The organism is Prevotella sp. 20925_1_30, assembly GCF_041433025.1.
Classification (GTDB): Bacteria; Bacteroidota; Bacteroidia; order Bacteroidales; family Bacteroidaceae; genus Prevotella; species Prevotella vespertina.
Genome location: NZ_JAPWAR010000031.1, coordinates 1 through 22312, shown reverse-complemented (window position 1 = coordinate 22312; position 22312 = coordinate 1). Strand labels below are relative to the sequence as shown.

Sequence of the window (22312 nt, the reverse complement as noted above, 5' to 3'; positions counted from 1 at the left end):
TTTGAATCATTGAATACGGAGAGAAAAATAATCGAGAAAAAGATAGCAAATTATTTGGTAGTTCCAAATAATTGTATACTCTCTCTCTCTCTCTAGTAGAGCAGGCGTAAATTACACATTTTTTCTTCTCGCGTACGCGCGCGTGAAGCGTGCCGTAAACCCTGTAAACAAAGGACTTCTAGGAGTTTCCTTTGTTCTTTTTTTGTGTCCGTACCTAAACCGAAATATAGAAAAATTAAGCACGAAATAACAACTATTTTTAATCAATAAAACAATGGAGAAAAAGAAACAAAAGAAGAACTATTCTGCACCTAATTGCGTAATAGTTCAGGTAAACGAAACCACTAATTTAATGGCGGGGTCTCCTTTTAATGGTCAGCATAACCCAGCAACACCTGGAGGAACCATCAGTAGTGCTAAGCAAGCACCGGCATGGCAGGGAGCTGACAATGAGAACGAAGACGATTTTTCCGCTTGGGAAGACTAACAGAGAGTTATTAACAAAGAGAACTAAGTAAAAATGAAGAAAACAATGAAACGACATTCATTCATATCACGACTAACATCTTTGGCGGTCGTGTGTGGTTTAACATTAGCCTTTGCCTTTGCCTCTTGTGCTAATGATGATTTAGCGCAGAACGGCAAAACCTCCACTGACGATAAAGGTTTAACAGCATTCAGCACTGGCGAACCTGCAACACGCACAACCATGGAGGCAGATGGCAAATTCTATTGGGAAGCAGGCGATAAGATTTGGGTAAAGGATGATAGCGGCAATTGGAAGCAAAGTAGCAACTCGCCAACAGGCAAGACAGCCTCTTTCAAGTTTTTAATGCCTGGTAAATACACCGCCAAATCTTCATACGAAGTTTATTATCCTGGCAAGAATGGTAGTCAAGATAAAGTAACTATCTCCAATAAGCAAAAGCAAACAGAGCCTAACACCACCGCTCACTTTGGTGTATCAGGCGATTGCGGTATAGCCAAGGCAACACGCAACGCTACAAGCCACGAGTTTGAGTTCGCACTCGACCACAAGGCTGCCTACCTTGTTTTTAAGCCTTATACAAGCAATGATGTACTAAAGTATTGCTATCTCACGAAGATAGAAGTAACATCAGATAATGACATCGCATCTACCTCTACCTATACACTTGATCCAACTGCAGATACTGGTGCAGGTGCATTAACAGGTACAGGTAACGGAAAGCAGATTGTGCTTGAAACCAAAGGTAGTGGTACTTATGCTAATGGCTTCCCTTTGACAAACAATTCTGCTAACCTAACGACCAATGGTGCTTACATGGTTATTAAGCCTGGCACACACACTTTACGAATCCGCTACTGGGTAAAGGATGTTGCGACACACGTAGAGGGAACTATTACCAAGATCATTCCTTCTCACACCTTTGCAAAGAATGAATATGTCAACATGGAAGCTGATCTGCAAATAAAGAACTACGACGGTGACCATTATTACATGTGGGATGCTCAGCAACAATATTGGTATGGTTACGAATGGACAAAGCATTTGCCAGGAGACACAGGTCAGCCAACCCTTATTAATAACAGTTCATCAAACTACGCCCAGAGCAGTAGCGACGCTAACCATCGTTGGTATCATGAGGGCGGTGGTTCAGGTCGCTTCGATGCTACTCAGAGTTGCGCTACTCTCCCAAATGTCAACGAGATGACGTGGTACGCAAAGTACGGCGATTCTCGTTGGGATGAAGACGAATTATGGACTACCATGGGTCATTTATATAAAGGTGGTGTGTGGCTTAAGAAGAAGTCAGTCTTACTGGCAGAAGGTAATTATAACACCGAGAAATCTGTCGACGGCACAGACTGGCGTACAAATGGAAACGATGGTAGCTGGCTTGTATCTCATACTCTTCCTTCCGCAGCCGATGCAAACAATTATTTCTACCTGCCCGCCTTGGGTACCTACGACTCTGGTAGGCTGAACCACGTTGGCTTCCGCGGCTTCTATTGGTCGTCAAGTGCTTACCCGGAGAACAACTACACCGCGTATGACCTGCGCTTCTCCCCTGTTTACGTCGAGGTGTACCACTACAGCGGTCGCTACAACCCGTTCAGGGTCGAGCCAACATTCAAGTAGTCATTGCGATTGTTCGTGGTCTGTTTTGTACCCAACGAATGGGTAGAGTTGTACCCAGCGAATAAGTACGATCGTACCCAGCGAATGGGTAAGGGTCTACCCAGCGGGCAGGGTACGATGCTACCCAGCAGCTGGGTACGAGATGACCCAACTGCTGGGTATAAAACACATGAAAAAAGACATCAAAATGATGTTGATATATTAATCTAATGTTTAATTAAAAACCAAATCAAAATGATTGAATTCAAAGTTGCGCCTCGTAAGGCGACAATGGGAAAAATGAAGGGTAAGACGGTGTATATCGCCGTACCGAAAGGTCAACAGAAGATCTCACCCGAAATGGTGTTGGAACGCATTGTTCGTGAAACCTCATTGACGGAGGGTGATGCACGGAACGTGATTATCACGCTTCGCAATCTAATCCTTGAATGTGCACGCATGGGAACAGGCTTAGACCTCGGTGACATTTTCTCTTTGCGTGTGAACGTGCCCTCAAAGATGGAAGAAAACGAGAAAGATGTATGCGCCAAGAGCCTTAAAGCTCCGAGGTTGACATTGACTTGGAAGAGTCCGGTGCGCAAGGCGTTAAAGGAGTTGCAGGTGGATGTGGATAACCCTGCGAGGAAGAAACAAAAAAGCCTCACCCCCGCCCCCTCTCCGAATGGAGAGGGGAGTGAAGACCACACAGGACCGCAGGCAGGGTAATGCCCCCCACCCAAGAAAGCCTCCCCAAGCCCCTCCGGAGGAGGGGATGTCCCTAAGTCCGCTCATATATATTTGGCTATTTCAAACTGTATGCAATAAGGACATCCCCTCCTTTGGAGGGGCTTGGGGAGGCTTCCTTTTAGGGGCGGCTTTCTTTTTTACCACGGGAGCATTTAAGATTGATTTAGGGTATCAATCGTTCTGTAATAAGACAATCGATTATATTAATTGTGAAATTAATGTCTTTCAAAACTAGTGTATTAATTTGGTTCTCTCGCTCTCGTGGCATACTGCCTCACCCCCAGCCCCTCTCCTCCAGAGAGGGGGGCACCAAAAGGGGTGAGGCTTTTGTTTTAAACAGAGGAACACAATTCTATGTTCAAAACAATTTATTTTGATTAAAACGTCTAGTTTATAATCCTTTCTTTAAAGATGTTTGTGTAATTTGGATAATTTGTGTATATTTGCAGTGCGAGAACCCGCCAAGCCTCTCAACGATGCTCAAATGTGCGGGTCGTTTTTTTTATATACCTAAGCAAATAGTGGTGATATAAGAAAGACTATAACGACTCATTTACTTTCGAAAGGGAATGTAAATGAGTCGTTATTATATATAAGCTAGTCTTGGTCTGGCTTGAGTCTAATCCTTTATCTATCCAAAGATACGCTTAAAGAAACCTTTCTTCTTTCCTTCTTCGTTGGTCTCTTGCTCCTTCTTTGGTTCAATATCTTTCTTGTCTTGTGTCATCTCTACTTTTACTTCAGGCATATCCTCACCCTCAATGATTCCAGCTGCAGCCCATTGCGTAGCAAGTGTTGTTACATCTTTTTTAGCTGTTGCTTCATCAATCTCATATTGTTCACAAAGGAGTTGGGTGAGAGTTTCAATGGTGAAGTTATCTAGTTTCTGCACTTCTTGCCATAAGTAAGCCGAACTCTCATTCATAGAGATGATATTGCTGAAGTCGATATTCTCATCTCCTTCTGCAACTATGATATTTTCTCCGCAGACTTCACGGAGGTTAAAGCCATTCTTTACTTTCATTATTGTTGATTACTTATTATGAGTTAATGTCTTAGCCTTATTTGTTTGATTGGATAGAGAAAGGAACTTTGTCATTTGCTTAGATTGGTCCGAACAATGGAATCCACAATCGCCTATAGGCGGCAAGGAGATAACGACGAAAGGGAAGTAAACCTACCCATAGTTTGCTATATAACTTCCATTTCCACCCGTCAGTACGATCCATGGTCTTATGTCCTTTTCTATAAAAACCAATGACTGCACCAACGATGTTTTCTTGTTTACAATGTTCAACACCGAGATTTCCGTCACCACGAAGCGTGATATTCTCTCCTTCTATTTGGTCAATACGATGCAGAACAAAATGTTTTGGACTTATCTCGGCAAGGACTGGATCGCCAACCTTTATACTTGAAGGTTTTACCAGTAATGCCTTGTCTCTGTCATTCTCAAGGAATGGACGCATAGAGAATCCTCGAAGACGCAAAGTTACATTATGTCCTTCGTTTAAGATCTTAACGACTTCTGGGATTAAATCAGCATTTGCAAATTGAATCTCAGTTGTTGTGAGGATTGGCTTTTTAGTCGACATTCCTTATTTAATTGCTATTGCGCGTTGACAAACCTCCGCTGCTTCTTTGTTTGGCAAGCAGTGAAGAGTATATATACGACCAGTCTCAACTATTTTAGTGATAGTATCACAAACAGCATTGTAGATGGCTGAATCCCATTTCATGCTAGAGCAAGAAGGGAGGAGAGAAGCGAATGCTTCAATAGGAGAGGGCTTGTCGACAGAGTTTTCTTTAGCTCGGTCGATACGTGTGATTGCACCTAAGCGAGCTTTAATATTACGATAGCAAGAAGTTTTCCCACTCCAAGGACTTCCATAGATCCATGCTTCTCCATCAATAAGTCTTACAATGGGATTATCATCATTCATGAGGTCACTACCTGGAATATGACGCAACCACATGCTGACTTGTGTTGATTTTCCCGTTCCACTCTTTGCTATAAAAGCATATCCATAGCCATTATTGCGTACTAAGGAGGCGTGGATAAGCAAGACTTTTCGTTGCGCACCTGCAAATGCGAAGATGAGCATCAGTGCATTATTAAGACCGAATGTACGCATATTGGTGTTGCCATTCAAGGCGCAATAACATTCGCTGAAATCCTTATTACATTTAAGTAAGCAGCAATCAGCACCACTAATATCTTTGATGATGTACTGATAACTTCCGTCTTCAACACGATCAACAATGGTATCTCCATTACCTGTGTCAAAGGCACGAATACGTTTGCGTTGCTCTTTGGGTACAGGTCTTATTGAATCATCAACAATAAGACGAAAGAAAGGTTTGTCTGCTTCTTCCTTGACTCTAAAAGGTTCAAACGAGCGTAATAAGTGCATTCCGTTGATACTTGTATCACGGAATGTAATCTGTACATCAAGGTCAGCTACTCTAAAGTTGTTTACGTCCATTTTATGATTGTTGGTCGGGTTCAACAGGCGTGTACTTAAACTGACTATCTTTTAAACTCTTGATGGAGTATTTCTTTTTCGATTTCTCGTAACGTTCTTTTAGTTTAAGATACTTCTTTGTAGCATCTTTCTCGTTCTCTGCGAACATTGTTATACAAGTAGGATAAGCCTCCAAACCATTACTTTGTAAATAGTTGCGTAATTGATAAGAATAGTCTTCACGATTAGCCAAGAACTTAGTTCTATTGTTTACCAAGTACGCATTTACTGTTTGAATATCCGTTAGATAGACAGTTGAATCATTAAAAGAAGCAGCAAAACCAAACATGTAAATCTTTGCTGGTCTATATCCTTTTGCATTACCGTTAATTACACATCCCACAAGAAGAGCTGTGACGATTAATAGTTGGCGAAGTCTCATTTTCTTATTTCTATATTAATATTATTGCCCAAGATAAGCCTTGAGTATTTTACTATTTGTTTGTTGACGTAATCGTCTTATTGCTTTCTCTTTTATTTGTCTTACGCGTTCACGTGTCAGTCCATATTTACTTCCAATCTCTTCCAAGGTCATCTCTCGTTGGTTGATACCGAAGTAAGCCTCAATGACTTTCTTTTCTCTATCTTCGAGGATATCCAACACTCTACCAATCTCTGCTCGTAAGCTTTCTTCCACTAAAGATTTGTCAGTAGATGGAATTGCATCATTCGGGATAACATCCAATAAACTACTTTCATCGTCATCATGAAAAGGAGCATCAACAGAGATATGATGCGTGTTTACTTTAAAAGCTTCAATTATCTTTTCTTCAGGAATATCTGTATCCTGTGCTATCTCATCTATGCTTGGTCTTCGTTCGTTTTCTTGCTCAAACTTGTTTAGCACTTTGTTTATCTTGTTGACCGAGCTAACTTGATTGAGGGGTAATCGAATGATTCTACTTTGTTCTGCAATAGCTTGTAAGATACTCTGTCGAATCCACCACACTGCATAAGAGATAAACTTAAAACCGCGCGTCTCATCAAATTTCTCAGCAGCCTTTATCAAACCGAAGTTACCTTCATTGATAAGGTCGGCAAGCGATAATCCTTGATTTTGATATTGCTTTGCCACAGAGACAACGAAGCGTAGGTTGGCTTTAGTTAGCCGCTCAAGAGCCTTACGGTCACCTTTTCGTATTCGCTGAGCAAGTTCAACTTCCTCCTCAATACTAATCATTTCTTCATGACCGATTTCTTGAAGATACTTATCAAGAGAAGCACTCTCTCGATTCGTAATCGATTTTGTGATTTTCAATTGTCTCATGTTGTTTGGCATTAACTAAAGTGATGGCAAATTTACGTAAATTCAATGAGCTGAACAAATAAAACATAGAAAATATTACCTTATTATAGATAGAAATCCTCCTTTCTCATGGTTATTTTCAGGAGAAAGGAGGATTATCTTTTATTGTCTCAAAAGACTATAGCTAAAAGCTTAGTCACCCAATGGTACTGCGAAGTATGCTTTCTTGCCAGTTGGATAAATACCCTGTATGTAGAGTACTGGATCTTTGCTGGTTGAAGCCTTCTTTACGAGACCTTGTAAGTCGTCAATGCTCTTAACCATATTATCATTGACATTCTGGATGATGAAGCCACGATTGATACCAGCAGACTTCAACGCACCGTTATTAACCTTCAGTACTTCAAGTCCATAGTTGATGTTCAATTGCTTCTTCATAGCCTCTGTTACTGGGCGGAACTGACCACCAAGAACATCTATATCAGCTTGCTCGATAATCTTTGTAGTACCCTGCGCATTCTTCAATGTAATTGTCTTTGTAATTTCTTTCTTATTACGTAGATAAGTTATTGTAACCTTATCACCAGGGCGTTTACCATTGAGTGCCTGTTGAAGTTCAGACATACGAGTTATCTTTTGGTTATCAAACTTTGTGATAACATCACCCTTCATCAAGCCTAGAGCTGCACCATTACCATCCTCTGACATTACTTCGGCAACATATACACCTTCATTCGTTCCAAGATCTACATTCTTACCATCTTCCTTCTGTGCGTTGATATAGTTGAGAACGTCACCGCCTTGAATTCCTAAGGTTACACGTTGAACGCTACCATACTTCTTAATATCATCAACCACCTTATTCATTATAGTTGTTGGGATGGCGAAACCATAACCACTATAAGAACCAGTCTGTGAGTAAAGCATTGCGTTGATTCCAACCAGTTCTCCTTGAGTATTTACTAGTGCACCACCAGAGTTACCTGGGTTGATAGCAGCATCAGTTTGAATGAAGCTCTCGATACCATTTTGAGAAGCTCCTAAGCCACGAGATTTTGCACTAACGATACCAGCTGTAACAGTAGAACTTAAGTTATAAGGGTTACCAACAGCGATTACCCATTCTCCAACTTTTAGTTTATCTGAGTCACCAATCGGTAGAGTAGGGAGATTCTTCGCATTTACCTTCAATAAGGCAAGGTCTGTCTGTTTGTCAGCACCAACGATACGTGCAGAGAACTCTCTATTGTCATTTAAGGTAACTGTCAATTCGTCAGCACCTTCAACCACGTGGTTGTTCGTTACGATATATCCATCTGATGAAATAATAACACCGCTACCAGTTGCCTCTTTCTTTGGTGTCTGAATCTTCTGTTTGCGTGAACCTCCGTTACCTTGATTAGGGTTGCCGAAGAAACCGAATGGATCGAAGAAGCCTCCAAATGGGTCATCTTGAACGTCTACTGTCTGTGTCTTAGAGTTTTGTACATACTTGATATGCACTACAGCAGGCAGTGCTTTCTCTGCTGCATAAGTGAGGTCTACTGGTTGACCTGGAGCTACAACTGGTGCTTCAGCTGCATATACTTTGATGAAAGCACTAGTGGAAAAGGCAAGAGCAGTAACACATGCTGCACCAGCCAGATACTTTGATAAATTCTTCATATACTTATTCTTTTATTTATTAGTAACTTTGTTATCTGTCAAATTGGCATTGTGGGGAATGTCCATCAGACTTCTTTTGTGGGTGCAAATATAGGTGCAAATTGTGTAAATCGGTTATTTTGTCAGTTATCTTTATCCGATTTTAACACTTTAATTTCGCTACTTAACGGCTCTTAATTAGAAGAATTGATAAATTTACATTCGTTCAGTTTCAACGCTTTTTTTCTGTTATCTCTTCTTCAATTCGTTATTAATTCTTTCAAATTAGTTAATAATAACTATAGGTAATAACTCTTTGTAAGTATCATCAAAAGGCTTGCTCCCTTTCTTCTATATGATTTTCTAAGGAGAAAAAGGAGGGATAATTACATTAAGGTTATAACATCCTGATAATCAACAGGCAATCTGATGTATATTACAAGATGCTTTGTAAGGTTATAAAAGGTGCTTTCTTTCATGTGAAAAGAGTACCTTCAAAGGTAAAGAATATGCTCTTTTCTTATGCTATTGAATAGTGATATGCAATGTAGTTACAGTTTGTGAGCCCTTCTACTTATATGAAAAAAATCAAAATATTTTGCCCGTTCCATGTTTTAATAGTATCTTTGTAACCCTGATAAGGCAGTGTTCCGGCTCTGTCGCTGGTATCCTTTAAAGGTACGAGAGGAAAGTCCGGGCAGCATAGGGCATCCTGCTTCCGAAAGTAGAAGCTATTGGTGACAGTAGATGAAGGTAGAAGAGAATGACCGCCACTTCTAATAGTGGTAAGGGTGAGAAGGTAGTGTAAGAGACTACCAGCAGGCGGGTGATCGTCTGGCTGTACCGTTCAGGAGCTGCAAGTTCATGTAAACCGTTGTTTGAGGGCTGCCCGCCCAAGCGTTAGCACAACGGAGGGTAGAATGCTTGAGTTACAAGGTGACTTGTAAACTAGATAAATGACAGGCATCTTCCTATTTATCGAAAGATGAGGAAGAGACGGAACCCGGCTTATAGGAACACTGCTTTATCTTTTTTATCAAATATGCTCCTTTAATCTTCCTTTATAGAAGATTAGCGTGGGTGAGAGTGTGACATTAGCTAAAAAACAAGTTTATTCATGAAAGATTTAGAAGAACAATATGTAACTGTAGTGGATGACTTCCAGCACGTTGTAGAGAATAAGATAAGGAATCATAAGGATGAAGCAGGTTTCCCTCAACGTCCAGTAGAGGTTAGCGAAGAGGTTCTTTCAGATTATTTGTTTGATTATCAAGCAGCTTTAGATAGCGAGGGGACCGAACGTTCACGTTATACTGTAGCTGGCATCTTATTATGTTTGCCAATCCTCGTAATGTCTGGTTTCCCTGACGACTCACTACCTTTTAAAGGCGTGTGGAATGTTTTGGCGGCAATAGCTGTCGGTTTGGTGCTCTTCTTAATCTATAGAGTAATCATGAAGGCAGTTGTTCGTAGTCGTGTTCGTCGTGCTAATCAAGATTATCCTGAAGCTAAAGCATACGTTGACAAAGTGATAGCCTTTAAGTAATAATTTTAATATAATTGTAATATGGAAATACCTGATTTACAGAAATACAAGGACAAGTTCTCACAGCAGAACTTTATTGAGAAGATACAACGCATAGCCAAGCGAGCAGGAGCTAAGTTGGTTTATATAGCTTTGATTCTTTATTATCTCATGCAGAGTGACAAGGTCTCATTGAAAGACAAAGCCATCATCATTGGGGCTTTGGGTTATCTGATCTCTCCTATAGATGTTGTTCCCGATGCAATACCAATAGCTGGTTTAGCTGACGACCTCGCCGTTCTTCTCTATGCTTTAGGGAAGGTTTGGAGTCAAGTTGACGATAACTTAAAGGATAAAGCAAAGGAGAAACTCTCTAAATGGTTTGATGAGGATGAGCTAAACTTCTCTGAAGATCCATTTGCTGAGGATGATACGAACGTTCCTGTTTAAGAGATAGAAGGAGGAGGATATGTGGCAATATATTGTTTTAGCAATAGTCCTTCTTGCGGCTCTAGCCTATGTGGGTTATAGAGTTTGGCAAACATTTCAAACTGCCAAAGACCCTTGTCATGGTTGCGCTGGATGTGCTATCCACGACCAACTCAAAGCTAAGCGGAAGTTGAAAGGGCGCAAGAAGCCTGTATGCTTTAAGTAATTAGAAACGGAGGACTTCGCAAGTTAACCATTAGCTGGAGTCCTCTTTTTAATACCCTTTAAGTAGTATTGAGCAATGCAACGTAAGGATGATTTTCTTATAAGGCATTGAAAAAAATCTTGAAAAGTTTGGTTAAACCGAATAAAGTACTTATCTTTGCACACGCAAAGCAAGATACTCCTTTGCTAACAACAATGGTGCTTGGGCCGGGAGGTTAGGCAATGGTCTGCAAAACCATGTAGAGCGGTTCGATTCCGCTAGGCACCTCAAAGAAGACTTTCAATGATGAGAGTCTTTTTTTTGTGCCGATTGATGATAGGGTGCAGCGCATATCCGAATGTGAATTAATTATTCTTCTTCGTCTCAAGATAAGATGACTTCTTCGTTAAGTGCAACTCCTTAACGAGTATTATATTCTTTACTTGCACTTTGTTTCTTCTTATGACGGGCACAGTCCAAGTTCCACGAAAAGTCTCTCCGCCTGCTAGTGCCTCGTAAATGCTATAAGGCGGATTATCAAACATTAAGGTTATCGTGTCTTTCTTTAGTTCCCATACTCCCTTACCACTTGAATACATGAGGTCGAAATGTTCTGAGTAACTGAAACTGCTGTCCTTACATAGTGTCAGACGGCAACTCCCACTCATCCCCTTTCCCACCTTATATATATAGTGGTATTCTCCTGCCATGTTCCCGACAGTCGACTTTGAATTGCAAGAACAGAAGGATATTAACGCAATGCAAGAACCAATGAATGTTTTAAGCAACATAGACATTGTATTTTAAAAAGCTAATTGAAGATTACTTTCCGCTCTACGTTCTTAACCTATCCCAATGAGTTCAATCTCAAAGATTAGTGTAGAGAAGGCAGGAATATCCCCGTCTCTTTTCGTACCATATCCGTCTTGATAAGGGATATAAACACACCAATGATCCCCCTTATGCATGGCGCATAGAACTATTTGAAAGCCTGTAATCAATTCGTTAACACGGAATGCCTCTGGCACTCCCCTTTGCCAACTATCATCGAAAACCTTACCAGAGATGAGGCTCCCACGATAATTACAAGTCACGATAGAACGTGACTGCACCTTTCCTTCGCCCGTTCCTTCTTTTATTATCTCGTAAAGAATACCATGAGGAAGAACCTTTATTCCCTCCCGCTGACTAACTTCTTTCAGATATTCCTCATTCTTTTGCTTGTATTCCTGTTTCTTTCCCATAATGGTTTAATAATACATTAATGTACGCAAAATTACCTAATATCTTTTGAATTCACAATTAATTCAATTACTTTTGTCGACTCATTCTGCGTGTATATAGCAATGTAAGTTAGTATGTCATGTTGTCCCTTCTAATAGGAAGAGCAACGATATAATATAGAAAAGAAATCTTATGAACTTTGATAGAGTAGAGAATGAAACTCGTCGGATGGAGCTTATCCGCGTGTTAGAACATTCCATAGAACGTTTATCCTTGGCTGAGTTGGAAGCTTTATATTACGACCTTGTAGCGAAAGACTATATTCGTGAGTGAAACAATGATGCGATTGGACGATAAGAATAAGGAGATACTCCGCTTAGCCTTACCTTCCATTGTGAGTAATATCACGGTGCCGCTGTTAGGTTTAGTTGACCTTATGGTGGTGGGGCATATTGGCAATGAAGCCTATATCAGTGCGATTGCCGTTGGAACAATGATTTTCAATGTGATGTACTGGTTACTTGGATTCCTAAGAATGGGAACCAGTGGGATGACTTCTCAAGCCTTTGGACGTGCGGACAATGCGGAATGTATTGGCATATTGGTGCGTAGCTTAACCATTGGACTTGCTTTCGGTTTATCGTTCATCCTTGCTCAAAGAGGATTGGAATGGGGCTTATTACGTTTGATGAATACACCTGAAGCCTCGTGGGATTATGTTGCAACTTACTTCCGCATTGTTATCTGGGGTGCACCAGCAATGTTGGGCTTATACGGGTTGACAGGTTGGTTCATTGGGATGCAGGACACACGTACACCTATGGTCGTAGCCATCTTACAGAATATAGTGAATATTCTTACTTCTTTATCCTTAGTGTTTGCTTTGGGGTGGGGGATAACGGGTGTAGCTACAGGAACGTTGCTCGCTCAATGGATTGGTTTCCTTGTGGCATTATTAAGTGCGTGGAAGCGTGTAAGTAAGATTAATAAGGCAAGAAAAGTAACGAGCTTAGGGCAATCTACTTGGGCTAGCTTGACTCACATTCTTGCCGTGAAAGGAGCGTGGATTGACTTCTTTCTTGTCAATAAAGATATCTTTCTTCGCACCTTGTGTTTGATAGCCGTTAACTTCTATTTTACTTCGGCGGGAGGAAAACAAGGTACAATGCTGTTGGCTGTAAACACGCTGTTGATGACCTTGTTCACTATCTTCTCTTACGTCATGGATGGTTTTGCTTATGCAGGGGAAGCCTTGAGTGGCAAGTATTATGGTGCTGGAGATAAGCAAGGACTGCGAATTACGATACGACGCTTGTTTGCGTTTGGCGGCTTGATGACCCTAATGTTCACGGGGTTATATGTGATAGGTGGAACAGGATTCTTACATCTTCTTACGGATGATGCCGCTGTCGTTGAGGCGGCACGACCTTACTTGCCTTGGGCTTGCTTTATTCCTGTTGTAGGTGTGACGGCTTTCATCCTTGATGGAGTATTCATCGGACTTACTGACACGAAGGGTATGCTCTTTTCAACGGTCATTGCCATGCTATCGTTCTTCGCTGTTTACTTAGGGTTTAGGGGGAATCTTGCGAATGAGGCATTGTGGCTTGCCTTCCTTACTTTCCTACTGATGAGAGGATTAGCCTCGATGGTTTGGATGCGCTTTTTCACTAAGATTGATGTCTAAGGATAAGTGAGATAGATGGTTAAGTTAGGTGTCAACCATACTTTAAGTTAGTGTTCAATCGTACTTCAACAAGACTTACCGAGTTCTACACGTTTGTATAACGAATTATACAGGCGTGTATAACTAATTATACAAACGTGTATAACTGATTATACAAACGTGTAGAATATCGGACTCTAACTTAAAGTAGGATAGCAGTCTAAGTATAAGTATGATGGACGATTAAGTATAAGTACGATTGCAGTTTAAGTATAAGTTCATTTGACGATTAAAGTAAGATATAAATAACGACTAAGTTATAATATAAATAATGGTAAAAGTAAAGTACAAAGGTAGAAGTATGAATGTAACAATGATAGTTGTTTTTGCCCTCATTCTCTTAACAGGTTGTGGGTATGTTGGTTGGCACGTTTGGCAATTATTGCCCTTGAGTAATGTTGGTAAATGGGTGATAACAGGAGCGTTGCTCCTCTGTTTCCTTAGTCTTTTTGCCCACTTCTTTATAGATCGGTTGCCGATGTCAGTTGCAACAATACTTTACGAAGTGGGCAATTCATCCCTCTTCATTGGTTTGTATCTGATGATGTTGTTCCTCATCCTCGATTTAGGAAAAGTTGCACATCTCGTTCCGCCCACCTTTCTGCGCAATAGTTGGATAGGGACGACTTCTGTGCTTGTTATCATTGTGGGGCTGTTCGTTTATGGTTATCTGAATTACTTACATAAAGAGCGTGTGCCATTGACTTTAAATTCAGCGAAGACAATGCACAAACAACATCGAATAGTCATGCTTACGGACTTGCACTTAGGTTATCACAATCGTGTGAAGGAGTTCCGTAAATGGATTGACAAAGTGAATGCTGAGCATGCGGAGGCGATACTTATAGCTGGAGATATTATTGATGGAAGTATTCGTGCATTACTTGATCAGAATATGGCTGCGGAGTTTAAGAAACTTAATGCACCCGTCTATGCTTGTCTTGGTAACCACGAATATTATAGTGGAGAGCCTCGTGCAAAGCAATTTTATAAGGATGCGGGGATTCATTTGCTGATAGATAATCATGCGCTTGTATCTCTGACTGATGGTGATACTTTGCTTGTTGTGGGGCGTGACGATAGAACAAATAGGCGTCGTGCTAGTCTATCGACGTTGTTGCAAAAAGCACCAAAGGGCTACTATACTATTCTGATGGATCATCAGCCTTATCATTTGGAGGAGGCAGAGCAAGCAGGAGTTGACTTTCAGTTATCAGGGCACACACATTATGGTCAAGTTTGGCCTGTTAGTTGGATAGAGGATAGGATCTATGAAGATGCTTTTGGTCCTTTACAAAAGGGTAATACACAGTATTATGTTTCTTCAGGTATCGGTATTTGGGGCGGTAAGTTCCGCATTGGTACACGTTCTGAATATGTGGTGGCCGAGATTAAGTAGAAATTATTAGTTTGAGAGCGTTCATCGATTTTGCTGTTATAACTATCCTTCCTCTTGTACTCGTAATTATTTGCTTATGCGAGTGCTTCTATAAGAGATAGTTATAACAGCAAATAAAGTGAAATTTATAGTTGGGCTACGATAGGAATCTATCAAACTTGAATAAGATAATAGACGCAATAAGAAATCAATCCTCTTCTAAGAATCTCGTGTTGTCTTCGAGTATTTTGTAAATCTTTAATGTACTCTTTATGGTAGGATCGTAAAACGAAAAGAGCGGCCTCTTACGAGAACCGCCCTGATGAAAGGAGGAGTGGTACCACCAGGAATCGAACCGGGGACACAAGGATTTTCAGTCCTTTGCTCTACCAACTGAGCTATGGCACCATCATGTTTTTACTACTCATACTTTAGCTATCATTGTTGCTATTTCTGAATTGCGATGCAAAGGTAGTGCTTTTATTTGAGACCTCCAAACCTTTCTAAGGATTTTCCTTACAATTTTAATCCTTTAACAGATAACTTAATTTTCCTTTACTGCCCATCCTTGTGCTTGCAATTCGAACTCATTACCATCACGTGTGATGATATAGTTACCTAGACTTTCCTTTGTAATATAACCTATCTGCTTGATATTCTCTAACTTATCAATCTTTTCATGGTCACCGATTGGAACAGTGAAAAGTAGTTCGTAATCCTCTCCTCCATTTAAAGCCGCAGTTGTGAGATTCATATTGAACTCTTCACAGGTTACTGCTGTTTGATAGTCAATAGGAATATTCTTTTCATAGACCCTACACCCACAGTGGCTTTGTTGACAAATATGCTTAAGTTCGCTAGCTAAACCATCAGAAATATCAATCATTGAAGTGGGGTGGATTCCTGCTTGACGTAGTTGTTGCAAGACATCCCCACGTGCTTCTGGTTTCAACTGTCGGTCAATGAGGTATTCTTTTCCAGCAAAATCGGGTTGGAAATCATCAATAGCAACACGTTCTTTCTGTAAGGCTTTCAATCGAGCCTGGTCATTGTTCCGTTGTGCCTCCCTTACCTTATTATTATATTCCTCAACTTGTTGATAGTAGACAGACTTTTCCCTTTCAAGGATTTGTAAGCCCATATAGGCAGAACCCAAATCGCCTGTTACACAAATAAGATCCGTCTCATTTGCACCAGAACGATAGATTATGTCTTCTTTGGAGGCTTCTCCAATGCAGGTGAGATTGATAGTAAAACCAGTATAAGATGATTTGGTATCCCCACCAACAATATCGACGTTCCATTTAGCACATGCCTTATTTAAACCAGCATAGAACAATTCGATATCCTCAACCTTGAATCGTTTTCCTAAGCCTAATGAAACGATGAGTTGACGTGGCTGACCATTCATTGCAAATATATTGCTCATTGTTGCCATAGCTACTTTGTAAGCCAAATGCTCCATATCGATATATGTAAGGTCGAACTGAACCCCCTCCATAAACATCTTTGATGTTACAAGAACCTCCTTATTGGAGTAATTCAGTACGGCAGCATCATCTCCTATGCCCTGTTGGGTGGAGGCGTTTTGGGGGACAATGTTCTTTGTCAGTCTTTCTATAAGACCGAACTTACCGAGATCTTTAATTTCCATTTATTATCAAAAAACTTAGTGATAAATGTTGGACGTTCTTTATCTACACCTTATTATATATATGATAAAGAACGTCCAGGTAAATTTATGTATCTATTATTATGAACGCTTAATCATCTCGCGCATAATCTCTGTCATGTGTGGTTGTGCCATGTTTGCTGCTTCCTGTACTTCCTCATGACTAACTTCAACAGGAACATCAAAGCCACCTAAGTCTGTAATTACACTAATACCAAAGACCTTAATACCGCTGTGACGTGCAACAATAACCTCTGGCACGGTACTCATACCAACAGCATCAGCTCCCATCTTATGATACATACGATACTCTGCTGGTGTTTCGAAGGTAGGACCTTGTACACCCATGTAAACACCATGTACTATACGGATGTTCTTCTCTTTTGCTATCTCGTCAGCCATTTGTATGAGCTTGTGATCATAAGCCTCATGCATATCAAGGAAGCGAGGTCCAGTTGGGAAGTTCTTTCCGTGTAAAGGATGTTCTGGGAAGAAGTTAATGTGATCAGTGATAATCATTAAGTCACCAATCTTAAACTCTGGATTCATACCGCCAGAAGCATTAGATACAAATAAGTTCTCGATTCCTAACTCATGCATAACACGTATAGGGAAAGTTACTTGTTTCATATCGTATCCCTCATAGAAATGGAAACGTCCTTCCATAGCCATGATGTCCTTGTCACCAAGCTTACCAAAAATCAGTTTACCAGCATGCCCTTCTACTGTAGATATAGGGAAGTTGGGTATCTCTTTGTAAGAGAATTCATAGCTATCAGTTACCTCTGAAGCTAATTGTCCTAGGCCGGTGCCCAGAATGATGGCTGTTTTTGGACTTGTTGTCATCCTCTCTCTTAGCCAGGATGCTGTTTCTTGATTTTTTTCGTACATAAGAAATTATTTTTTCATTAAATGTCTCTTCTTTATCAAGCATGAATCTAACCTTGATAGGGAGTGTATATATATTGTCTTTTACTTCCTCGGATAACCCCTCTATATCAATAAGTCTTGCTTTATCTTTCTCTGTTGTTATTATTAATTTGGGTTCTTCCATTTGTGCAAAGGTCTCATTAATTTTATTGATATCCTTCGTTGTGAAAGAATGATGGTCAGGATAAGATAAGATTGTCAGAGCATTATTTCCTGTATATGTATTTAAATCTAATTCCAAATGCTTAGGAGTCGCAATACCTGCGAGCAATAGAATGTTCTTACCTCTGATCTCTGTTAAAGGTATATTTTCTCCTTCCTTAAATATAGGCTCTAAATCACAATAATCAAGAGTTGTGAAGTAGAGTTGCTGGAAAGGGTAGAGTTCCATAGCTTTACTGAGCACTCGATAATCTATTGGATTAAGACTCTTGGGGCATTTTGTAATGATAACGATGTCTGCCCGATGTTTCCCAGATAATGGCTCACGAAGTCTACCTGCTGGTAATAATTTGTCATAGATAATGAGACGATGATAATCCACTAGAAGAATGTTTATACCAGGTTTTACATATCGGTGTTGGAAAGCATCATCCAGTAGAATAACATCCGTGTCATTGGTTTCAGGGTCAGAAGTTATGTTATCAATACCTTCACATCTTTTCTTATCTACAGCTACATGGATATTAGGGAACTTTGTTTTCATTTGATAGGGTTCATCCCCAATCTCTCTCATTGGTGTGTCAGCATTGGCTAACACGTATCCATGGCTTTTACGTTTATAGCCACGTGAGAGAACTGCTACTTTTACTTTATCTTGAAGGAGGCGGATAAGATACTCGACATGAGGCGTCTTGCCAGATCCTCCAACTGTAATATTACCAACAGATATAACAGGTATATCGAAGCTCCTTGTCTTGAGTATATTTAAATCAAATAACTCGTTACGTATACCCACAATAAGCCCATACAGCCAACTGAAAGGCAATAGCCATTTGTTTATTTTAATGTGGTCACCTTCCATAGACTATTAGTGGATGTTAGGATAATAAGGTAAACGAGCTTGAATAGCACTCTGGTGATTGAGCGTCTTCAATAGTGTGAATGGCTCATAAAGGTCTCCTAAGTTTGCACGTAATTGTTCATCAAGATAATTGTTAGGTGTTGATTCCTGTATTATCTGTTCAAACATACTCTTTTGTGCAGGATAAGAGTCTATACTATGGTTCGATAATTTTGCTAATTGAGCCGCCTTCATAATGGCTACATCTAATCCTCCTAGTTGGTCAACAAGACCAATCTTCATTGCATCTTGCCCAGAGTAAACATGACCTTGCGCAATCTTTTCAATTTGATCATCAGTCTTCTTACGACCTTCTGCTACACGATGGCGGAAGAGCTTATAACCACGGTTGATATACTGGTTTAAGTATGCCATTTCTTCTTCTGAGAAAGGACGAGCCTGGGTACCGAATCCTGAGAACTTATTGGTTTTTACTTCATCAAACTTAATACCAAGTTTCTCTGTTAATAAGCCACTAAAGTCGGGGAACATTCCGAAGATTCCAATAGACCCTGTAAGTGTTGTTGGTTCTGCCACAATCCAATTAGAAGGAGCTGAGATATAATATGCACCTGATGCAGCCATTCCTCCCATACTTACAACGATAGGCTTTTGTTTTTTTAATTCCATTATTTGATGCCAAATCTGTTCTGAAGCATAAGCAGACCCACCTCCAGAGTTAATACGAAGGACTACAGCCTTTACGTCTTTATCGTTAGTAAGTTTTTCTAAATCCTTACATACAACTTGTGCATCAATCGTATGACCTTGTGCAAATAGACCTCCTGCAGCACCATCAACAATGTCTCCGTATGCGTAATAAACGGCTATTTGATTATCACTATTATCATTCTCCTCATCCTCTACACCTTGCATATCGTCAATTGACACTTGGTTAATGTCATCGTCCTTATCAAGACCTAGCTGTTTCTTAACAACAGCCTTTACTTGGTCAGTATAAAGCAAACCATCAACAAGTTTATATTTGAGATAATCTGTAGGTGCTGCAAATGTAATCATACTATCTGCATAAGCATTAAGAGAAGATACGGATATATGACGAGTAGCACTTACATCCTTTGTTATAGTTCCCCATATACTATTCAAGTAAGCAGAAGTTTGCTCACGATTGGCATCACTCATCTTATCGCCCGTAAACATTTCAGTCGCACTCTTATAAGTTCCGACCTTCATCACTTGCATCTTTACTCCGAATTTCTTTAATAAATCCTTTACGAAGACAGGCTGAGACGATAAACCATGCCAATCAATCTGACCTTGTGGATTCAAATATACTTTATTAGCAGAAGAAGACAGGTAATATGTTCCTTGTGTGTAGATATCTGCATAAGTGATAATCCATTTGCCAGACTTTTTGAAGTCTACCAATGCATTCCGCACAGCTTGTAAAGATGCATAGGAATCAGCAGTGAAAGCGCCAGCCTCTATGTAAATTCCCTTAATGTTCTTATTATTCTTTGCCTTGTCAATAGCTGATAGGAGGTTGTCTAATCCAATAGTTCCTATCTTTCCTTGCAACTGACTGATTATGTTATTATCTTCACTTCTCTCAGTGAGTTGACCTGACAGATTTAAAACAAGGACAGAGTTATCTTTTATTTCGTTTGTCGTTTGCGTTGAGGCTATCATACCAATAATTGTGATAAAAGCAAAACACCCCATAATAATACTGAAAAGGAGTGTTCCTACAAACGAAGCAAATACATACTTGAAAAACTGTTTCATAAAGGTATCTAATTGTGGTTTACCATTTGCAAAGATATATATAATAGATGTAACAGCCAAATAATTCAAGATTTCTTAATAACATTGTAGTCAAGAAGAAAAGTGTTATTTTCTTAATTTAAGTTCTTTCATAGTCCTAACCCTTTACCTTCTTTCTGAAAAGGGTTAACCTTTCTGTCGAAAAGAGTTGACCTTTTTGGTGGAAAAGGTTAACCTTTTTGGCAGAAAACGTCAACCTTTTTGGGAAAAAAGGTCAACCTTTTGAGAGAAGAGCCTTATAGTACAATAAAACGAGGATAAGAAAAGTTAGGTTGATGTCCGATTTATAGCATGGTAATTTCCCTATATGGATTATAAATCGTAACTTTGTAGCCGTTTTTTAAAAGCTAAAAGATTGTTTTTTATGGACGAAAATCAGATGGTATCTTCCAAAACGATCCTTCGTAGAAAGTTGGATCTACTCCTAAGGACAGGGCAAATATTAATGGAGAGTTCTGCAGATACAAGTCGTGTAAAGCGTAATATGGAGCGTACGGCGGCTTATTTGGGGCTTCCCAAGGAGAATCTACACATGGAGATCGGCTATTACATTCTTCAAGTGAATGTAAGTGACGAAACTCATAGTTTCTCAAAGATGCAACGTTGTGACAAACACGTCATTAATATGCTTGCTATTCAGGAAGTTTCAAAACTCTCATGGCGAGCTATCCAAGAGGATTACACGCTTGATAAATATGAGGAGGAATTGGACAAGATAGCCAATGGTAGACATTATTATACTGATTGGATGATTGCTATCGGAGCAGGTTTTGCTTGTGGTGGGTTCTGTATTCAGTTCGGTTGTGATTGGACAGCATTCTTCTATGCTTCTATTGCTGCTATATTGGGCAATAGATTACGAATGTTCCTCAATCATTCGGGTTCTAACCTTTATGCGAACTTTGCTTTAGCCGCTTTTGTTAGTACACTTATCGCTTGGCTATCATCTTATTTGTCTACTCCTGGTGTACAATCTGTTTTACCAGAATTTCTCCGTCCAATACTCTATACGTCCACTCCTTGGCATCCGCTCTTGGCTTGTGCATTGTATATCGTACCAGGAGTACCGTTGATCAATGCTGTGAATGATTTATTAGATAATCATATCAACACAGGTTTGGTGCGAGCAATGAATACACTTCTCATAGTCGTTGCTATGGCGTTTGGTATTGCAATGGCAATCAAATGTGGAAGTATAGACAACTTTGTGAAAGACTTATCTATGACACCACATCATAGTTTCGTAGAGTATGCTATAGCTGCGGCTATTTCTGCTATGGGGTTTGCCACTATCTACAATATTCCTTATCGCTTAATGCCTTGGATTGCTATTGGCGGTATTATTTGTGTATGCTCTCGTAACTTTATCAATCTTGGTCCAGCAACGGGGAATATAGGATTGGGCATGGGCTTAATCGTTGGTTCGCTTTGTGGTTCTGCGCTTATTTCTATTATCAATATAAAGGCTGTACACATATTGCATACACCACATCAATGTATTACAATTCCAGCAGTAATCCCAATTGTACCAGGTGTATTGATGTATCGTGCCCTTTATGGTTTCTTGGAGATGCAAGGTGTAGTAGGCGAAGTAACCTTTGCAGTTTTTAATGCAATCAATGGTTCGTTAGTTCTATTCTGTATTGCTTTAGGTGTTGCTATTCCAAATATCTTTGCACGTAAATGGATAACCCCACATCGCAAAGCTAAGTTAGCACGTATGATAGAGGAACGCCGCCAGCGTGGTAAGTTCGTAGACTTGCATAACTTTGTTGTAGACTAAGTTCTACCATTTATATATAATTGCCCCCTTGTCGGTATTGCTTAATGGCAGACTGTCAAGGGGGTTATATATTATAAGGTGTAATCAGCGTTAGTTATTTGTGTTCTCTTGAAAAGGAGATACTTATCTTTTAAACGAATGCAAAAGACATAATTCCAATGGTACATTTCTTCCCCTCCTTCATAGCTGTAAATCCCTAGCAAACAGTACTTTCTACTCCCCTCTCCATTCGGAGAGGGGTCGGGGGTGAGGCTGGTTGGGGCGATTGTTGAGGCTTTTTTCTTTCTTTTTCCTTGCCCATTCAATTTATTCTTCTTACCTTTGCCGCC

23 protein-coding genes, 2 tRNA genes, 1 other RNA gene and 1 pseudogene are annotated in these 22312 nt (G+C 40.0%); 13 read left to right on the top strand and 14 right to left on the bottom strand.

The annotated features are described in order from the left end of the window. The first annotated feature begins 274 nt into the window (after positions 1–274). From O3603_RS10660 to O3603_RS10645, 4 genes are read left to right on the top strand one after another with little or no spacing between them, the layout of a single operon-like run. Complete coding sequence (locus tag O3603_RS10660) at positions 275–487, top strand: hypothetical protein (RefSeq protein ID WP_009011843.1); 213 nt, start codon at positions 275–277, stop codon at positions 485–487. A gap of 33 nt (positions 488–520) precedes the next feature. Beyond that, on the top strand, positions 521–2122 hold the full coding sequence (locus tag O3603_RS10655; protein ID WP_371522740.1) for a hypothetical protein: 1602 nt from the start codon (positions 521–523) through the stop codon (positions 2120–2122). 15 nt (positions 2123–2137) lie between these two features. Next, a complete protein-coding gene (locus tag O3603_RS10650; RefSeq protein WP_371522738.1) occupies positions 2138–2332 on the top strand; it encodes a hypothetical protein in 195 nt (64 codons plus the stop codon). Positions 2333–2356: 24 nt separating this feature from the next. Then, the gene (locus tag O3603_RS10645) at positions 2357–2827 is read left to right on the top strand and encodes a DNA-binding protein (RefSeq protein WP_371522736.1); all 471 of its coding nucleotides are present in this window, start codon (positions 2357–2359) and stop codon (positions 2825–2827) included. A 652-nt stretch (positions 2828–3479) separates the two neighbouring features. Here the strand turns inward: O3603_RS10645 and O3603_RS10640 are convergent. The 6 genes from O3603_RS10640 to O3603_RS10615 form a co-directional block, all read right to left on the bottom strand. Next, positions 3480–3872 (bottom strand): PqqD family protein, encoded by a 393-nt coding sequence (locus O3603_RS10640; protein WP_314519344.1) that lies wholly within the window; start codon positions 3870–3872, stop codon positions 3480–3482. A 79-nt stretch (positions 3873–3951) separates the two neighbouring features. Further along, complete coding sequence (locus tag O3603_RS10635) at positions 3952–4443, bottom strand: S24/S26 family peptidase (protein ID WP_371522734.1); 492 nt, start codon at positions 4441–4443, stop codon at positions 3952–3954. A gap of 3 nt (positions 4444–4446) precedes the next feature. Next, the gene (locus tag O3603_RS10630) at positions 4447–5334 is read right to left on the bottom strand and encodes a hypothetical protein (protein ID WP_371522732.1); all 888 of its coding nucleotides are present in this window, start codon (positions 5332–5334) and stop codon (positions 4447–4449) included. Position 5335: 1 nt separating this feature from the next. Then, entirely contained in the window at positions 5336–5755 is a 420-nt protein-coding gene (locus O3603_RS10625) for a hypothetical protein (protein WP_155715899.1), read from the bottom strand. A 21-nt stretch (positions 5756–5776) separates the two neighbouring features. After that, positions 5777–6640, bottom strand: coding sequence for an RNA polymerase sigma factor RpoD/SigA (locus tag O3603_RS10620; protein ID WP_009434031.1), 864 nt, complete (start codon positions 6638–6640; stop codon positions 5777–5779). A 171-nt stretch (positions 6641–6811) separates the two neighbouring features. After that, on the bottom strand, positions 6812–8284 hold the full coding sequence (locus O3603_RS10615) for a S1C family serine protease (RefSeq protein WP_371522729.1): 1473 nt from the start codon (positions 8282–8284) through the stop codon (positions 6812–6814). 621 nt (positions 8285–8905) lie between these two features. Between O3603_RS10615 and rnpB the strand changes: the two genes are divergently transcribed. The 5 genes from rnpB to O3603_RS10590 all read left to right on the top strand — a co-directional run bounded on the left by rnpB (position 8906) and on the right by O3603_RS10590 (position 10710). Beyond that, an RNA gene (gene rnpB / locus O3603_RS10610) (RNase P RNA component class A) lies at positions 8906–9290 on the top strand. 90 nt (positions 9291–9380) lie between these two features. After that, positions 9381–9809: a hypothetical protein gene (locus O3603_RS10605; RefSeq protein ID WP_009434198.1), complete on the top strand. Its 429-nt coding sequence runs from the start codon at positions 9381–9383 to the stop codon at positions 9807–9809. 21 nt (positions 9810–9830) lie between these two features. Continuing rightward, entirely contained in the window at positions 9831–10238 is a 408-nt protein-coding gene (locus O3603_RS10600) for a YkvA family protein (RefSeq protein WP_155715901.1), read from the top strand. A gap of 19 nt (positions 10239–10257) precedes the next feature. After that, positions 10258–10443, top strand: coding sequence for a FeoB-associated Cys-rich membrane protein (locus tag O3603_RS10595; RefSeq protein WP_155715902.1), 186 nt, complete (start codon positions 10258–10260; stop codon positions 10441–10443). Positions 10444–10639: 196 nt separating this feature from the next. Beyond that, positions 10640–10710: transfer RNA gene (locus tag O3603_RS10590), tRNA-Cys, on the top strand. A gap of 77 nt (positions 10711–10787) precedes the next feature. On the opposite strand, the gene O3603_RS10585 is transcribed toward O3603_RS10590, so the two are convergent. Together O3603_RS10585 and O3603_RS10580 are read right to left on the bottom strand one after the other, a co-directional pair. Beyond that, positions 10788–11213, bottom strand: a complete 426-nt coding sequence (locus O3603_RS10585) for a hypothetical protein (RefSeq protein WP_371522726.1) — start codon at positions 11211–11213, stop codon at positions 10788–10790. A gap of 51 nt (positions 11214–11264) precedes the next feature. Then, entirely contained in the window at positions 11265–11666 is a 402-nt protein-coding gene (locus tag O3603_RS10580) for an FKBP-type peptidyl-prolyl cis-trans isomerase (protein WP_371522724.1), read from the bottom strand. A 172-nt stretch (positions 11667–11838) separates the two neighbouring features. On the opposite strand from O3603_RS10580, the gene O3603_RS10575 reads away from it, so the two are divergent. The 3 genes from O3603_RS10575 to O3603_RS10565 all read left to right on the top strand — a co-directional run bounded on the left by O3603_RS10575 (position 11839) and on the right by O3603_RS10565 (position 14771). After that, complete coding sequence (locus tag O3603_RS10575) at positions 11839–11979, top strand: hypothetical protein (protein ID WP_009434072.1); 141 nt, start codon at positions 11839–11841, stop codon at positions 11977–11979. Positions 11980–11983: 4 nt separating this feature from the next. After that, a complete protein-coding gene (locus O3603_RS10570; RefSeq protein ID WP_371522722.1) occupies positions 11984–13333 on the top strand; it encodes an MATE family efflux transporter in 1350 nt (449 codons plus the stop codon). Positions 13334–13643: 310 nt separating this feature from the next. Beyond that, positions 13644–14771 carry a metallophosphoesterase gene (locus O3603_RS10565; RefSeq protein WP_371522720.1) on the top strand — a complete coding sequence of 376 codons (1128 nt, stop codon included), beginning with the start codon at positions 13644–13646 and terminating at the stop codon, positions 14769–14771. Between the two features lie 314 nt (positions 14772–15085). Here O3603_RS10565 and O3603_RS10560 read toward each other — a convergent pair. The 5 genes from O3603_RS10560 to sppA all read right to left on the bottom strand — a co-directional run bounded on the left by O3603_RS10560 (position 15086) and on the right by sppA (position 20161). Then, positions 15086–15158: transfer RNA gene (locus tag O3603_RS10560), tRNA-Phe, on the bottom strand. 136 nt (positions 15159–15294) lie between these two features. Then, the gene (locus O3603_RS10555; protein WP_371522718.1) at positions 15295–16404 is read right to left on the bottom strand and encodes a thiamine-monophosphate kinase; all 1110 of its coding nucleotides are present in this window, start codon (positions 16402–16404) and stop codon (positions 15295–15297) included. 99 nt (positions 16405–16503) lie between these two features. Further along, positions 16504–17268, bottom strand: a complete 765-nt coding sequence (locus O3603_RS10550) for a purine-nucleoside phosphorylase (protein ID WP_371522716.1) — start codon at positions 17266–17268, stop codon at positions 16504–16506. Then, on the bottom strand, positions 17198–18376 hold the full coding sequence (gene lpxK, locus O3603_RS10545) for a tetraacyldisaccharide 4'-kinase (RefSeq protein ID WP_371522714.1): 1179 nt from the start codon (positions 18374–18376) through the stop codon (positions 17198–17200). Before lpxK ends, O3603_RS10550 begins: the two co-directional genes overlap by 71 nt. Before the next feature lie 6 nt (positions 18377–18382). Continuing rightward, complete coding sequence (gene sppA, locus O3603_RS10540; RefSeq protein WP_371522712.1) at positions 18383–20161, bottom strand: signal peptide peptidase SppA; 1779 nt, start codon at positions 20159–20161, stop codon at positions 18383–18385. Positions 20162–20564: 403 nt separating this feature from the next. Between sppA and O3603_RS10535 the strand changes: the two genes are divergently transcribed. Further along, positions 20565–21983 carry a threonine/serine exporter family protein gene (locus tag O3603_RS10535; protein WP_311454479.1) on the top strand — a complete coding sequence of 473 codons (1419 nt, stop codon included), beginning with the start codon at positions 20565–20567 and terminating at the stop codon, positions 21981–21983. Between the two features lie 71 nt (positions 21984–22054). Here the strand turns inward: O3603_RS10535 and O3603_RS10530 are convergent. Beyond that, positions 22055–22312: pseudogene (locus tag O3603_RS10530) on the bottom strand (hypothetical protein); the annotation flags it as partial.

Coding starts and splice junctions, on each gene's coding strand:
- O3603_RS10580 (WP_371522724.1), bottom strand. CDS start 11,666: ATGGGAAAGAAACAGGAATACAAGCAAAAGAATGAGGAATATCTGAAA.
- O3603_RS10605 (WP_009434198.1), top strand. CDS start 9,381: ATGAAAGATTTAGAAGAACAATATGTAACTGTAGTGGATGACTTCCAG.
- O3603_RS10620 (WP_009434031.1), bottom strand. CDS start 6,640: ATGAGACAATTGAAAATCACAAAATCGATTACGAATCGAGAGAGTGCT.
- O3603_RS10550 (WP_371522716.1), bottom strand. CDS start 17,268: ATGACAACAAGTCCAAAAACAGCCATCATTCTGGGCACCGGCCTAGGA.
- O3603_RS10595 (WP_155715902.1), top strand. CDS start 10,258: ATGTGGCAATATATTGTTTTAGCAATAGTCCTTCTTGCGGCTCTAGCC.
- O3603_RS10635 (WP_371522734.1), bottom strand. CDS start 4,443: ATGTCGACTAAAAAGCCAATCCTCACAACAACTGAGATTCAATTTGCA.
- O3603_RS10600 (WP_155715901.1), top strand. CDS start 9,831: ATGGAAATACCTGATTTACAGAAATACAAGGACAAGTTCTCACAGCAG.
- O3603_RS10575 (WP_009434072.1), top strand. CDS start 11,839: ATGAACTTTGATAGAGTAGAGAATGAAACTCGTCGGATGGAGCTTATC.
- O3603_RS10645 (WP_371522736.1), top strand. CDS start 2,357: ATGATTGAATTCAAAGTTGCGCCTCGTAAGGCGACAATGGGAAAAATG.
- sppA (WP_371522712.1), bottom strand. CDS start 20,161: ATGAAACAGTTTTTCAAGTATGTATTTGCTTCGTTTGTAGGAACACTC.
- O3603_RS10625 (WP_155715899.1), bottom strand. CDS start 5,755: ATGAGACTTCGCCAACTATTAATCGTCACAGCTCTTCTTGTGGGATGT.
- O3603_RS10655 (WP_371522740.1), top strand. CDS start 521: ATGAAGAAAACAATGAAACGACATTCATTCATATCACGACTAACATCT.
- O3603_RS10565 (WP_371522720.1), top strand. CDS start 13,644: ATGGTAAAAGTAAAGTACAAAGGTAGAAGTATGAATGTAACAATGATA.
- O3603_RS10660 (WP_009011843.1), top strand. CDS start 275: ATGGAGAAAAAGAAACAAAAGAAGAACTATTCTGCACCTAATTGCGTA.
- lpxK (WP_371522714.1), bottom strand. CDS start 18,376: ATGGAAGGTGACCACATTAAAATAAACAAATGGCTATTGCCTTTCAGT.
- O3603_RS10585 (WP_371522726.1), bottom strand. CDS start 11,213: ATGTTGCTTAAAACATTCATTGGTTCTTGCATTGCGTTAATATCCTTC.
- O3603_RS10570 (WP_371522722.1), top strand. CDS start 11,984: ATGATGCGATTGGACGATAAGAATAAGGAGATACTCCGCTTAGCCTTA.
- O3603_RS10535 (WP_311454479.1), top strand. CDS start 20,565: ATGGACGAAAATCAGATGGTATCTTCCAAAACGATCCTTCGTAGAAAG.
- O3603_RS10555 (WP_371522718.1), bottom strand. CDS start 16,404: ATGGAAATTAAAGATCTCGGTAAGTTCGGTCTTATAGAAAGACTGACA.
- O3603_RS10640 (WP_314519344.1), bottom strand. CDS start 3,872: ATGAAAGTAAAGAATGGCTTTAACCTCCGTGAAGTCTGCGGAGAAAAT.
- O3603_RS10630 (WP_371522732.1), bottom strand. CDS start 5,334: ATGGACGTAAACAACTTTAGAGTAGCTGACCTTGATGTACAGATTACA.
- O3603_RS10615 (WP_371522729.1), bottom strand. CDS start 8,284: ATGAAGAATTTATCAAAGTATCTGGCTGGTGCAGCATGTGTTACTGCT.